Source organism: Actinoplanes sp. ATCC 53533 (assembly GCF_003947245.1).
The window spans coordinates 1-11957 of sequence record NZ_QHHV01000333.1; the positions used below are offsets into that span (position 1 = coordinate 1).

At 69.7% G+C, this 11957-nt stretch carries 17 protein-coding genes and 1 pseudogene; 5 read left to right on the forward strand and 13 right to left on the reverse strand.

From position 1 onward, the window contains the following. Both DMB66_RS66380 and DMB66_RS56210 read right to left on the reverse strand, forming a co-directional pair. Positions 1-159 (reverse strand): annotated as a pseudogene (locus DMB66_RS66380) (ISL3 family transposase); the annotation flags it as partial. Next, positions 143-772, reverse strand: a complete 630-nt coding sequence (locus DMB66_RS56210; protein WP_158647694.1) for a transposase family protein — start codon at positions 770-772, stop codon at positions 143-145. The gene DMB66_RS56210 and the pseudogene DMB66_RS66380, both read right to left, overlap by 17 nt. A gap of 446 nt (positions 773-1218) precedes the next feature. Here DMB66_RS56210 and DMB66_RS56215 point away from each other — a divergent pair, with 446 nt between their 5' ends. After that, entirely contained in the window at positions 1219-1623 is a 405-nt protein-coding gene (locus DMB66_RS56215; RefSeq protein WP_125812203.1) for a winged helix-turn-helix domain-containing protein, read from the forward strand. A 314-nt stretch (positions 1624-1937) separates the two neighbouring features. Here the strand turns inward: DMB66_RS56215 and DMB66_RS56220 are convergent, their stop codons facing one another. From DMB66_RS56220 to DMB66_RS62010, 3 genes are read right to left on the reverse strand one after another with little or no spacing between them, the layout of a single operon-like run. After that, a complete protein-coding gene (locus tag DMB66_RS56220) occupies positions 1938-2399 on the reverse strand; it encodes a pyridoxamine 5'-phosphate oxidase family protein (RefSeq protein WP_125812204.1) in 462 nt (153 codons plus the stop codon). 30 nt (positions 2400-2429) lie between these two features. Next, the gene (locus tag DMB66_RS56225) at positions 2430-2966 is read right to left on the reverse strand and encodes a DUF6636 domain-containing protein (protein WP_370321328.1); all 537 of its coding nucleotides are present in this window, start codon (positions 2964-2966) and stop codon (positions 2430-2432) included. A 2-nt stretch (positions 2967-2968) separates the two neighbouring features. Beyond that, entirely contained in the window at positions 2969-3124 is a 156-nt protein-coding gene (locus tag DMB66_RS62010) for a hypothetical protein (protein WP_158647695.1), read from the reverse strand. Between the two features lie 78 nt (positions 3125-3202). Between DMB66_RS62010 and DMB66_RS56230 the strand changes: the two genes are divergently transcribed. The 3 genes from DMB66_RS56230 (at position 3203) to DMB66_RS56240 (ending at position 5304) form a co-directional block, all read left to right on the forward strand. Continuing rightward, positions 3203-4081, forward strand: coding sequence for a tyrosine recombinase XerC (locus DMB66_RS56230; RefSeq protein ID WP_125812216.1), 879 nt, complete (start codon positions 3203-3205; stop codon positions 4079-4081). A gap of 524 nt (positions 4082-4605) precedes the next feature. Continuing rightward, the gene (locus tag DMB66_RS56235; protein WP_125812206.1) at positions 4606-4839 is read left to right on the forward strand and encodes a hypothetical protein; all 234 of its coding nucleotides are present in this window, start codon (positions 4606-4608) and stop codon (positions 4837-4839) included. A 150-nt stretch (positions 4840-4989) separates the two neighbouring features. Further along, positions 4990-5304, forward strand: coding sequence for a hypothetical protein (locus tag DMB66_RS56240; protein WP_125812207.1), 315 nt, complete (start codon positions 4990-4992; stop codon positions 5302-5304). Between the two features lie 513 nt (positions 5305-5817). Here the strand turns inward: DMB66_RS56240 and DMB66_RS56245 are convergent. Continuing rightward, positions 5818-6066, reverse strand: coding sequence for a hypothetical protein (locus DMB66_RS56245; RefSeq protein ID WP_125812208.1), 249 nt, complete (start codon positions 6064-6066; stop codon positions 5818-5820). A gap of 303 nt (positions 6067-6369) precedes the next feature. Between DMB66_RS56245 and DMB66_RS56250 the strand changes: the two genes are divergently transcribed. Next, entirely contained in the window at positions 6370-7557 is a 1188-nt protein-coding gene (locus DMB66_RS56250) for an aminotransferase class V-fold PLP-dependent enzyme (RefSeq protein ID WP_125812209.1), read from the forward strand. A 5-nt stretch (positions 7558-7562) separates the two neighbouring features. Here the strand turns inward: DMB66_RS56250 and DMB66_RS56255 are convergent, their stop codons facing one another. The 7 genes from DMB66_RS56255 to DMB66_RS56285 all read right to left on the reverse strand — a co-directional run. Then, positions 7563-8183 carry a murein hydrolase activator EnvC gene (locus tag DMB66_RS56255; protein WP_370321330.1) on the reverse strand — a complete coding sequence of 207 codons (621 nt, stop codon included), beginning with the start codon at positions 8181-8183 and terminating at the stop codon, positions 7563-7565. A gap of 165 nt (positions 8184-8348) precedes the next feature. Beyond that, positions 8349-8675: a DUF2469 domain-containing protein gene (locus tag DMB66_RS56260; RefSeq protein ID WP_023561849.1), complete on the reverse strand. Its 327-nt coding sequence runs from the start codon at positions 8673-8675 to the stop codon at positions 8349-8351. Beyond that, positions 8672-9490 carry a ribonuclease HII gene (locus tag DMB66_RS56265; RefSeq protein WP_125812211.1) on the reverse strand — a complete coding sequence of 273 codons (819 nt, stop codon included), beginning with the start codon at positions 9488-9490 and terminating at the stop codon, positions 8672-8674. The genes DMB66_RS56260 and DMB66_RS56265 overlap by 4 nt, the downstream gene beginning before the upstream one ends. Beyond that, positions 9490-9951, reverse strand: coding sequence for an NUDIX hydrolase (locus tag DMB66_RS56270; RefSeq protein ID WP_125812212.1), 462 nt, complete (start codon positions 9949-9951; stop codon positions 9490-9492). Before DMB66_RS56270 ends, DMB66_RS56265 begins: the two co-directional genes overlap by 1 nt. Positions 9952-9992: 41 nt before the next feature. Continuing rightward, positions 9993-10643: a signal peptidase I gene (gene lepB, locus DMB66_RS56275; RefSeq protein WP_125812213.1), complete on the reverse strand. Its 651-nt coding sequence runs from the start codon at positions 10641-10643 to the stop codon at positions 9993-9995. Further along, positions 10640-11524: a signal peptidase I gene (gene lepB / locus DMB66_RS56280; protein WP_125812214.1), complete on the reverse strand. Its 885-nt coding sequence runs from the start codon at positions 11522-11524 to the stop codon at positions 10640-10642. The genes lepB (DMB66_RS56275) and lepB (DMB66_RS56280) overlap by 4 nt, the downstream gene beginning before the upstream one ends. 226 nt (positions 11525-11750) lie before the next feature. After that, positions 11751-11957 (reverse strand): 50S ribosomal protein L19 (locus DMB66_RS56285; RefSeq protein WP_125812215.1); only part of this gene is annotated, 207 nt, incomplete at its 5' end.

The following is an 11957-nucleotide window of genomic DNA, read 5'->3' on the forward strand; positions in this document are numbered from 1 at the left end:
GGGTGCGGGTTGCAGGCAGCGGCGGTGGTGAGCGACGGCTTTGTTCACCGCGTCGGACAGGTTGTGCATCAGATGCCATCGGTCGGCGACTTGGATCGCGTCGGGTGCGCCGCGGGTGGCGCCTTCGGCGTAGCAGCCGGCCCTATCTCGACAGATCACTTCGACGCCGGGATGCGCCTGGAGCCAGGCGGCCAGCGAGTCGGCTGCTGCGGTCGTCGAGGACGTCGATCACCTGGTGAGTACTCATGTCGATCAGGACGGTGCCGTAGCGGTGACCGCGCCGCCAGGCGAAGTCGTCCACGCCCAGGACTGTCACTGCGGGCACCACTGGTTCCGGCAGGGCCCGGACCAGGCGCAGCAGCGTCATCCGGCCCACAGCGGTACCGACGTGGCTGGTCAGGCGGGCGCCGGCCCGGCCACCCACCGCCAGCGCTACCGCTTCCAGCAGGCGACGGGCCAGCAGGCTGTGCCGGCCGTGTCGCACAGTCAGTCCGTCGATTTGCTCGGCGAAGATCCGGCGGACACAGTCTGCCAGGGTGCAGAAGAACCGCCGCACCCGTAACCGGACCACGGTCTCCCGGCCCGCGATCGCGGTGTCGAGCAGGCGCCGCTCGTACCGGCTGTGCACCCGCCATGACGGGGTGGAACAGGCCGGACACCGAGCGGCGACCGTGCTGGTCTCGGCCTGCACCCGCATCGACGTGCCCGTGTCGGACACGTTCGTGATGCGCAGCCCGGACAGGTGCGGGAAGAACACCGCAAGTAGCTCCACTAAGGACATAGGACATGATCAACCATCGACCAGTCGCGATCACCGAGACCGTGCCAGAGCCGCTTCGCCCTGACCCTTGACACCGGGTGGGTAGAGGCCGTGGTCGATCCTTGGCCAGCTGATTTGGCCGGCACGCACACCCAGCACGCACGGCACATGAGGTAAAGCTGTCGAAGCGCGGCCGATGGTCGCGACGCAGCCCCAAATCCAGGCGCCCGATCAGTTGGCGGCTTGGCAGAAGGTTGCTCATCGGCGTTCGGTCCAACCGCCCCGAACGTCGTGACATTGACAGGCAGACGGCGGCCGGGACCTCGCGGGACCGCCGACCGCCGCCGCCTGGCGCCACCCGATCAAGCTCGGCCTTCTCAGTGTGGCCGAACGATTGTACCGACGTTGTCCCGTACGTACAATGCTATGGAGCATCGTGACCACGTACGGTGGGACTCATGATCGATCCTTCGGCTGATCGCGCGGTGTTCCGCCAACTCGCCGACTTGCTGCGCGACCAGATCCAGTCGGGCAGCCTCGCCCCCGGCGAGCCGCTGCCCAGCGAGCTGCGGCTGGCTCAGGAATACGGCATCAGCCGCACCACCGTGCGCCAGGCCATCGGCCAGTTGCGCACCGAGGGCCTGGTGACGGTCGATCGGCCACGAGGGACATTCGTCCGCGTGCCGGAGCAGACCGAGATCATCACCCTGGGCCGCGGTGAGTTCGCCGGCGCCCGCATGCCGACCGACGCGGAACGCCGCACCTATCGCCTCGGCGAAGGCGTCCCGGTCCTGGTGATCACGGCAACCGACGGCACCACCATGGTCCACCCGGCAGACCGCGTCCAGCTGACCCGCCCCTGAGCCGCCAGAATTCCGCGGACACGGCGACCGGCACGATTCTGGCACCAGCGCACCAGCGCACCAGCGCACCGACGCACTGACGCACTGACGCACTGACGCAGGACCTCAGACCACCAGCGCGCAGCAAGACGACGCCAGACCAGCGACCCACCGAAGACCAGCGTGCGCCGGGAAACGACAAGCGGCACGCTGAGGGAAATCCTCAATCGAGCGGCACGCTGAAGACCACCGCACTCTGAGGAAGACTCCAGACCATCGCCGCCGCCGCTCCTCAGGCCCGGCCGGATCACGCCCAGACGATCCGGCCGACTGCCCTATTTGCGGACGCGGCGGCGATATCCCTTCGCCGCATCCCACGACTCGATGACGAGATGATCCGCGGGCACCCCCAGGTAAGTGAGCGACACCTCCGTCACGTCGATGCGGAAGTAGCCCGCTCCCGGCACAGGTGAGTCGGGTGACTCCTCGACCTCCACCGCCGCGCCCGCCAGTTTCGCGTCGCCGGGCCAGCTTCCTGGATCGTCGGCCGGCGGCTCGAGGGTCGGGCTGTGCACCGCTATCCGCGGGTCGCGGCGCACGTCCAGCAGCTTCATCGAACCGTCCATCATGCCGAACGTGACCTCGCCGCCCTCGAACTTCAGCTCCGTCCCGCTGATCCGCGGCGCGCCGTCTCGTCGTACCGTCGCGATCGTCTTGTTTGTGCCCGCGTCGAAGCGAGCCCTGACCTTCGCCGCGAACTCTGCGAATTCCCTCTCGATCTCCTGCCAACTCGCCATGCACCAACCCTAGAAGCCGGGTCTGACAATTCAGAACAGGTTGTACTGCTCGATCGCCAGGGTGAAGCCGTGTCCGGACTTCGTGTTCTCGCAGCGCATCGCCTTGGTGGCGCTGCTGCAGGTGAAGTCGCCGGCTCGCAGGGACGTTCCGTAGGCCAGCTTTTCCTTTCCGCCCAGCACCGTGTCGCCCGCGCACGTGAATGTCGCTTCCTTCGCCTGATCGACGGAGATTCCGAAGCCCCAGTCGAGGTCGCAGTCGGCCGGTGCCGGTGGCGGCTGCCAGTTCTTCCGCACGATGTCGCAGCGGGCTCCGGATCTGTCCAGGTAACAACCGATATTTCCGGACGGCGACACGAAGTTCGCCTCGCTGACGGCCACGGGTGGGGCCAACGATGGCAACGCGGCGGCCGGAGACGAGGCCAAAACAGACGGCGCCGAAACGGACGGAGAAAGAACGGCCGCCGGCGCATCGCCAAGAGCCGCGTTTGTCGCCATCGGCGGAGTTGCCGACCGCGTGCCGGACGCATCCGACGACGCCGAACACGCCGTCAAAGCCGCGACCAGCATGATCACGCCACACACCCCAGCCCATCCACGCGCTGCCACGCCACCCGGAAGACGCACTGCCATGCCACCCGGGCGAACGCCTGCACGTCCAGGTGGCTGCCCAGCTCCGCGGAGACGCACTGCGATGCCGCCCCGGACGCGCGCCGCTGCCATGCCACCCCCAAAAGCGGAATGATAGGAGCGTGGAGCAAGAAACTGTGAGCACCCGCGACGCCCACGAATCGTTGCCACCCGCGATGCGCGCCGCGGTCGACGACTTCGCGGTGCATCTCGCCCGCGTCGACAACCGTTCCGCGCACACTGTGCGGGCGTATGTCGGGGATGTCGTCTCGCTGCTCGATCATGCGGCGGCAGCCGGCTGTGCCGCCCCGGCCGACCTGGACATCATGGTGCTCCGCGGGTGGCTCGCCCAGCGGATGACCGACGGCGCCGCGCGTACCTCGCAGGCCCGTCGCGCGGCCGCGGCCCGCACCTTCACCGCATGGGCCCACCGGTCCGGGCTCTGCCCGGCCGACGCCGGCGCGCAGCTGGCCAGCCCGCGGGCGCACCGCGACCTGCCGTCGGTGTTGCGCGCCGACCAGGCGGCGGACCTGGTCGTCACGACCGCCGACCCCCATGCGGTACGCGATCGAGCGGTCCTGGAACTGCTCTACGCGACAGGGGTACGGGTCAGTGAGCTCTGCGGCCTCGACACCGCCGACATCGACGACGGGCGCCGGGTGGTCCGTGTCTTCGGCAAGGGCGCCAAGGAGCGCATGGTCCCCTTCGGCATCCCGGCCGAGCGGGCCCTCGACGACTGGCTGCGGCACGGCCGTCCCGGTCTGGCCCGGCCCGGCAGTGGTGACGCCCTCTTCCTGGGGGCCCGGGGCGGCCGGCTGCAGCAGACGGTCGTCCGGCGGATCGTGGCCGCCGCCGCCCAGGCCGCGGGCCTGCCGCACACGAGCCCGCACGACCTGCGCCATTCGGCTGCCACGCACCTGCTGGACGGCGGCGCCGACCTGCGCGCGGTCCAGGATCTGCTCGGCCATTCCTCGCTGTCGAGCACCCAGATCTACACCCACGTCTCGACCGAACGCCTCCGGGCCGCCTTCCACCAAGCCCACCCCCGCGCCTGACTACCGCCACCCACCTACCCGCCCGCAACGCCGCCGCCGAAGCCGCCGGCAAAGCGCCCACACAAGACGCCCGCACAAACCCGCGGAAACGGGTGCGTTCTTGGGAGTGAGCTACACATAGGCGATCATGAGACAGCTCGACGTCTTCGCTGGTTATGGCCGCAAGCCAATACGCATGGATTCCCGGTCGCGCTAGACGGCGGCCCGTCGCATTACTGCTGGTCGCCGCCTTTCGGTGAGCTTCGTCGAGAAGAAGACCTACCCGGGCGGCTGCAGCCGCTGGCGCCCAGCGGGCTCGGCAAAGACCCCGATGAGTCCGGCACCGCCACCAGGCACTGCTCCGTCGCGGAGGGCGGTGCCGCATCGCGATTTGGTGTGGTCTGTCAGGTGGGTCGTTCTACGGCGGGCATCGGGGTCAGTGTGTCGACCCCGGCATGTTGTCCAACGCTGTCCAAGACGACCACCCGATACCGGAAACGGCCAGTACGATCCGCACCACTGAACGTTCTCGAACCGGAGGACCGATGCCCAACACCCTACGAACCGCCGGGCTGGTCCTACTCGGCACCAGCATCCCAGCGGCCATCGCCATGGCCCTGGCCATACCGCTCACAGCACGCGCAACCGAGGCCCTGCGCAGCGGCCACACCAACGCGAGCCCAATGACGGCCTGGCCGGCCCAGGCGTCGGTGCTGACCGGACGGCTGGACGAGATCCTGCGGTGGGCCCGCTGCCCCACAATCGAGAACAACACTTAGGCCATCCGGGGCTTCCATGCCCGGGATGTGCCCAACGCGTCGCAGTGGCCTGGGCTTCTCGGTGGGCCGAGGTCCTGGGCGTGTTGTCGGTGGATCCGGGGTGTGCGGAGCGGGTTCGTCGGTCCGGGCACTGGTGGAGGGAGTGGATTGATGCGCAGTCAGAAGCTGCCATCGCAGACGGTCGTGACCGGAGTGGGTGGGGCGTTGGCGGCGTTGGCCGTCACGGTGGTGGTATCGATGCCGGTTGTGGTGGGCTTGTCGGGCACGGTGGGTGATGCGCGTTCCGGCAGCGGGATGGTCGGGGCGTGGACGAGCCGGGCGGGGTCGGTGCTCGCGGGCAAGGTGGACGCGCTGCTGCTCCTGGTCCGCTGCCCTTCGATCAAGAACGGGTCTGGTTTGGTGCCGTTGCTGCTCCAGCCTTCCGTCCGCAACGGTATTGCCCTCCGGGGCGAGCCCACCCGGTAGGCCGCCTGCCGCAAGCAGCGAGTGACCGCCCGGGCGAGGCCGGACCGGCGACCGCTGCGGCTGCGCCGACATTCCCCTCTACGGACAGGTGCCCAAGGACCGGAACCACGATCAGCCGGGCCAGCTCCATGCGGTAGCTGGGGGACTCGACTGCGTGTGGGTGAGCTCGGGGTCAGGGGAGCAGCAGGAGTCACCGAAGAGTGAGCGAGCCGTTCCGAACGATCGGGCATCGGGCCCACCGCAGGATCGTCTCCGCCCTGCCTGCCAGCGCCGACCAGGCCGGGCTTGTCCACGCCTGGCCCACCGCGTCCGGCACACCCGCCGCAGCGGGCATCGACACCGCAAGCATCACCGTCAACGCCGCCACCGACACACCCACCCAGGCCGCCGCCGTCCGAAGGGGCCGAATCGTGCTACGCATCAAACCACTCCTTCGTTCACACCGGGTTGCTGACCTACCACGCGGGCTCATCCCGCGACAGTGGAGCCGTCGCGGACAGGCGGCTGCGACATCTAGCGAACAGATTGCGTGCCGTTGATGATTGTCGGGCAGCGGACCAGTCGCAGGATCTGATCCAGCCGTCCGGTCAACGCCAACGACGCCTGAGCCGGCCAGGCCGCCACCGGGCTCACGCTGGTGTGGCCGCTGCGCAGGGCCTCGGTTATGCCTGCGGTGATCGGTGTGGCCAGGGCCACGGCGATGGCCGCCAGGACGCCGGCGGCGAGCACGGCCAGCCCGGCGGTTCGTAGGGTGTTGGGCATCGGTCCTCCGGTTCGAGAACGTTCAGTGGTGCGGATCGTACTGGCCGTTTCCGGTATCGGGTGGTCGTCTTGGACAGCGTTGGACAACATGCCGGGGTCGACACACTGACCCCGATGCCCACCCCGACCAACCATCCCGTGTCAGCGCGCGGAACCCGCCGACAAGGCGCCCGCACAAGCGCCCGCAGAAGCCTGCCCGGCCCCATCCGCCGACCAGATCACGCAGGTCACCCAGGGAGCCTGGGACGGCGCCGTGCCAGAAACGGCCGAGCCGACCCGGCGAGCACCACGTACGATCAGTGCGTGAGCGCCGGAGATCCGCCCCCGCCCATCCCGGGAGCGCGGCTCCTCTTCTCCCTCGACGCGGCTACCGCCTATCTCAACCACGGCTCCTTCGGTGCCGTCCCGATCGGGGTGCAGCGCGCCCAGCAGCGCCTGCGGGACGAGGTCGAGCGCAACCCGATGGCTTTTTTCGCCTCGCCGGGGCTAACCGATCGCATCATCCATACCCGACGGCATCTCGCCCACTTCCTCGGCGCCGATCCCGATGGCAGCGCCCTGCTGCCGAACGCCACCGCCGCGGTGTCGCTCGTGCTGCAGTCGGTGCGGCTGGCCTCCGGTGACGAGGTGCTGCTCACCGATCACGGGTACGGCGCCAATGCGATCGCCGTGCGGCGTCAGTGCCGGCGGGACGGGGCCAGCGCGCGCACCGTCGCCCTGCCGCTGGATGCCTCGGATGCCGAGGTCGTGTCCCGGATTCGCGGCGCGTTGCGGCCCGGGAAGACCAAGCTGCTGATCATCGATCAGGTCACCTCGCCCACCGCGAAGGTGCTGCCGGTGCGGGAGATCGCCGCCGCCGCCCGCGAGCACGAGATCCCGGTGCTGGTCGACGCCGCGCATGTGCCCGGTATGTTGTCCGTCCGGGTCGACCGGCTCGGCGCCGACTTCTGGGTCGGCAACCTGCACAAGTGGGCCTTCGCCCCGCGCGGCACCGCCCTGCTCACCGTGGCGCCGGCCTGGCGCCGCCGGATCGAGCCGCTGGTGGTCTCGTGGGACCACGATTCCGGCTTCCCGCTGTCGGTCGAGTCCCAGGGCACCGCCGACTATTCGTCGTGGCTCGCCGCGCCGGCCGGTCTTTTCACGCTGCGCACCCTGGGGGTGGCGGCGGTGCGGGCGCACAATGCGGCGCTCGCGGCCTACGGTCAGCGGGTGGTCGGCGCGAGTCTCGGCCTTGCCCCCGCCGAGCTGCCGGAGCCCGGCGCCGCCGACGCTGCCATGCGGATCGTGCCGCTGCCCTCCGGCCTGGCCACGACGCAGCCGGAGGCACACGCGCTGCGCCAGCAGATCGCCGACAAGCTGGCGACCGAGGTGGCGATCAACGCCTGGGGCGGCCGCGGCTGGCTGCGGCTGAGCGCCCAGGTCTACAACCGCCCGGAGGAATACGAAACCCTGGCGGAGCGGCTCCGGCCGCTGCTGGCGTCGCTGCGCTGAGGCGGTCACAGCGGCAGCAGCCGAACGCGGCCGAGGCCGAGCAGGGTGAGCGGGTCGAGGTATTCCGCACCGCGACGTAATCCCCAGTGCAGACAGGCGGCCGTGGGACAGCCGGGGTGGCCGGGCACGAGTGTGCCGATCTCCTCGCCGGCCGCCACGGGATCGCCGGGACTATGCGGCTCGACCAGCACCGGCTCGTAGGTGGTGCGCAGGCCGCCCGGATGGGCCACGCTGACGACGCCCCGGCCCGCGATCTGGCCGGAGAACACGATCACGCCGGCGCCCGCGGCCCGGATCACAGAGCCGGAAGCGGCTGCCAGGTCGGCCCCGCGGTGACCAGGCAACCAGGGCCTGGGCGGCGGATCGAACCGCCGCACGACCCGCGCGCCGGCAACGGGCCAGCGGAACCCACCACGGGCCAGCCCGGCAAGCGAGACAGCAGACCCGGCGAAGGAGGCACCCGGCCCAGCAAACGAAACCGCCGGGCCAGCGAACGACGCACCCGGCCCAGCAAACGAAACCGCAGGCCCGGCGAACGAAACGGCCGGCCCGGGGAAGGAGACGGCCGGCCCACCGAAGGAGACAGCAGGGCTGGTGAAAGGGACCGGTGGCCCACCGAGAACCATGAGCACCGAAAGGAGGAGCACCATGCCGGGCATGGTGCTCTCAACCAAGGCGCGCCGCGACCCGCCCTGTGGACAACCAAGCGCGCAGCGACCGCCCTGTGGACAACCGCGACCCGCCGCCGAGCTCAACCGATAAAATGCCGAGCTCAACCAACAAAATCCGGCCTAGCTGCCGCCGAAGCCCGCTTCATCCGGGAGTGAGATGTCCGGCTTCTCGAGTTCCTCGACGTTGACGTCCTTGAAGGTCATCACGCGGACGTTCTTCACGAAGCGGGCCGGCCGGTACATGTCCCAGACCCAGGCGTCGTGCATCTCGACCTCGAAGTAGACCTCGCCGTCGGAGTTGCGGACGTGCAGGTCCACCTGGTTCGCCAGGTAGAACCGGCGTTCCGTCTCCACCACGTACGAGAACTGTCGGACGATGTCGCGGTACTCCCGGTAGAGCTGCAGCTCCATCTCGGTCTCGTACTTCTCGAGATCCTCTGCGCTCATCGCTTCTCGCCCTCCATGGCCTCATCTTCCCCCACCGGCACCGGCGGCCGAGGCTGCTCGCCCGACGCCACGCCGACCGTACCCTCCGCCGCTGGCCAGAGCATCAGCGGCTCGGCGTTGACCGGGGGCGGATTCGTCGGGCGGCGGGCCCGGGGCGGGCGGTTGCCGCGTCCCGAGACGGCCGCCACGTTCACGTACGAGAAACGGTGTTCGGCGCAGGGACCGTGCCGGGTCAGCGCCGCGCTGTGCTCCTCGGTGATGTAGCCCTTGTGCACCGCGAATCCGTAGTCCGGGAACCTGCCGTCCAGCTCCACCATCAGCCTGTCCCGGGTGACCTTGGCGAGCACGCTGGCCGCCGCCACGCACGCCGCGACCCGGTCGCCCTTCCACACCGCGAGACCCGGTGCACCCAGGCCGTCGACCGGGAAACCGTCGGTCAGGACGTACTCGGGGCGGGTGGTGAGCGACGCGAGCGCGCGGCGCATCGCCGCCAGGTTGCACACGTGCAGGCCGCGGCCGTCCACCTCGGCGGGCGGGACGATCACCACCGACCAGGCCAGCGCGCGCGCCACCACCTCGCCGTAGACGCGTTCGCGGGCGGCGGCGGTGAGCAGCTTGGAGTCGGCGAGCTCGTCGATCTCGCCGCGCTTGCCCTCGGGCAGGATGGCCGCGGCGGCGACCAGCGGCCCGGCGCAGGCGCCGCGGCCGGCCTCGTCGGCCCCCGCGACGTGCCGGAAGCCGCGGCGCTGCAGGGCCCGTTCCAGGGCGTAGAGGCCGCCTTCGCGGCGGACCACGGTGCGGGGTGGGCTCAGCATCAGGGGCTCTGCACGGGTGCGCAGCGGCGCACCAGGTCGGCGAGCCCGATCGGGAAGATCTGCTCGGTCGAGGCGTCGATCTCGTCGGCCGACCACCAGCGGTGCCCGAGGATGGTCCGCTGCTCCTCGGGGTCGAAGCCCGCGGTGTCGACCTGCCACTCGTCGACCCGCAGCAGGAAGAAGTCTTGTTTCTGCCGGTACTGCCGGTTGTCGTAGCTGAACTCGGCGGTCTCGTGGTGCACCGGCTCGCCCAGCTCGGCGGGGTCGGCCCGCAGGCCGGTCTCCTCCAGCAACTCGCGCGCCGCGCCCTGGGCGGGGGTCTCGCCCTCGGCCAGGCCGCCGCCGGGGGTGAACCACCATCGCTGGTCGGCGCGGGCCGGGTCGGTCCCGTGCAGCAGCAGCGTGCGCTCCGCGGCATCGATGAGCAGGACCCGGCCGGCCCGGCGGTTGATGAACGTCACGCCCCCAGCCTATTGCGCCCGTGGTCGATCTTGATGCCGGGTCAGTTGGCTTGCGCCGGGTCCGGGATGCTGTCGAACTCCTTGGGCACGGACAGCCAGGTCGCGCGGGACACCGGCCAGAAGATGGTGAACGCCCGGCCGACGATCGAGTCGGTCTTGATCGTGGCGGCCTGGATGTCCTCGCTCTGCTCCCAGTGCTCCAGGGAGTCGCCGGAGGCGGAGCGGTGGTCACCCATGACCCAGAGGCGCCCGGCCGGCACGGTGATGTCGAACTTCTCGTCCGCCGCCGGGTCCTGCTTGCCGTCCGCGTCGGTGTAGATGAACGGCTCGTCCAGCGAGTGCCCGTTGATCATCAGGCGTTCCTGGTCGTCGCAGCAGACCACGTGGTCGCCGCTGACGCCGATGATGCGCTTGATGAAGTCTTCGCCCTCGGTGCCGCTCTGCCACTCGGTCGGGGCCCGGAAGACCACGATCTCGCCGCGACGGGGCTCCCGGAAGTCGTAGACGAGCTTGTTGACCAGCACCCTGTCCCAGACGTTGAGCGTGTGCTCCATCGAGGGCGACGGGATGTAGAAAGTCTGTAGCACGAAGAAGCGCACCAGGACGGCGACGAGGATCGCCACTCCCAGCAGGATCGGTAGCTCGCGCCAGAACGAACCGCTGCGCTTGGATTCGGTGTGCTCGTCAATCACGATCGGAGCCTACGTCCCCGGGGCCGGAACCACAGTCCGGAACGCGCGGATACCCCGACACTTAAGAGGAACGGCAGCATAGCCGCGGCGGTGACGGGATCGGGGTCGTGCCGCGGATATTCACCGGCGGGCGCCGCCGCGACCGGGTGGTCGGCCGCGTAGGCCTTCCAGTTGTCGGGCACGGAAAGGCTGGTGAAGTGGCTGGTGGGCCACACCACCACGAAGGCCCGGCCGATGATGTTGTCGATGGGCACGGGGCCCTGGCAGCGGGCATCCTGGGACACCAGCCGGTGGTCGCCCATGACAAACATCTCATCGGCGGGGACGGTCACCTCGGCGAACCGGCGGCTGGTGCACTGCCGCGGATTCGGCGGTGCCTCGAGCGGCGAGTCCTCGAAGATGTACGGCTCGTCGACCGGCTCGCCGTTGACGGTGATCCGGCCCTGCTCGTCGCAGCAGGCGATCTTGTCGCCGGGCAGGCCGATCACCCGTTTGATGAAGTCCCGTTCGCCCGGACGGCTGACGCCCACGAGGTCGCCGATGGTGCGGCCGAGCTTGGCGCCGAAGGTGTTGCTGACCGGCTCGGCCGGCTGCTCGGGCGCCCAGTTGTCGGTGCCGCGGAAGACCACGATCTCGCCGCGCAGCGGGTCGCGCATGTCGTAGACGACCTTGTTGACCAGGACCCGGTCCTTGATCGCGAGGGTGTTCTCCATCGAACCGGACGGGATGTAGAACGCCTGCACGAGGAAGGTGCGGATCAGCACGGCCAGGCAGAACGCCACCACGAGCAGCAGCGGCAACTCCTGCCAGAGGGGCATCTCCTTGCGCCGGATCACCCGCCCGCGGCGACGGCCGGAGGAGGAGGCTCGATACCCCTGCATCGGTTCCACGCTACGCATCTCCCGCCGCCGTCCGGTCGAGCCGCCCCGGATACAGCACTACCGCCCGGCATCCCCCGCGGAGGACGTGTCGGGCGGTAGTGCGAATAGTCCACCAGCGCGGCGACTGCCGCGATAGCACTGATTCCCATCCGTCACTGGCGCAAGCGTAGTGCGCCCGCGCGGTAAACGTCAGTCCGAGTGAATACGGCCCGGACTGCTTGTGGGTTCAGCTGACGGTCTGCTTCTCGCGCAGCTCCTTGATCTTGGCCTTCTTGCCACGGAGCTCACGCAGGTAGTAGAGCTTGGCGCGACGCACGTCGCCGCGGGTCACGACCTCGATGCGGTCGAGCTGCGGGCTGTTGATCGGGTACGTGCGCTCGACACCGACGCCGAAGCTGATCTTCCGGACCTTGAAGGTCTCGCGCAGCCCGCC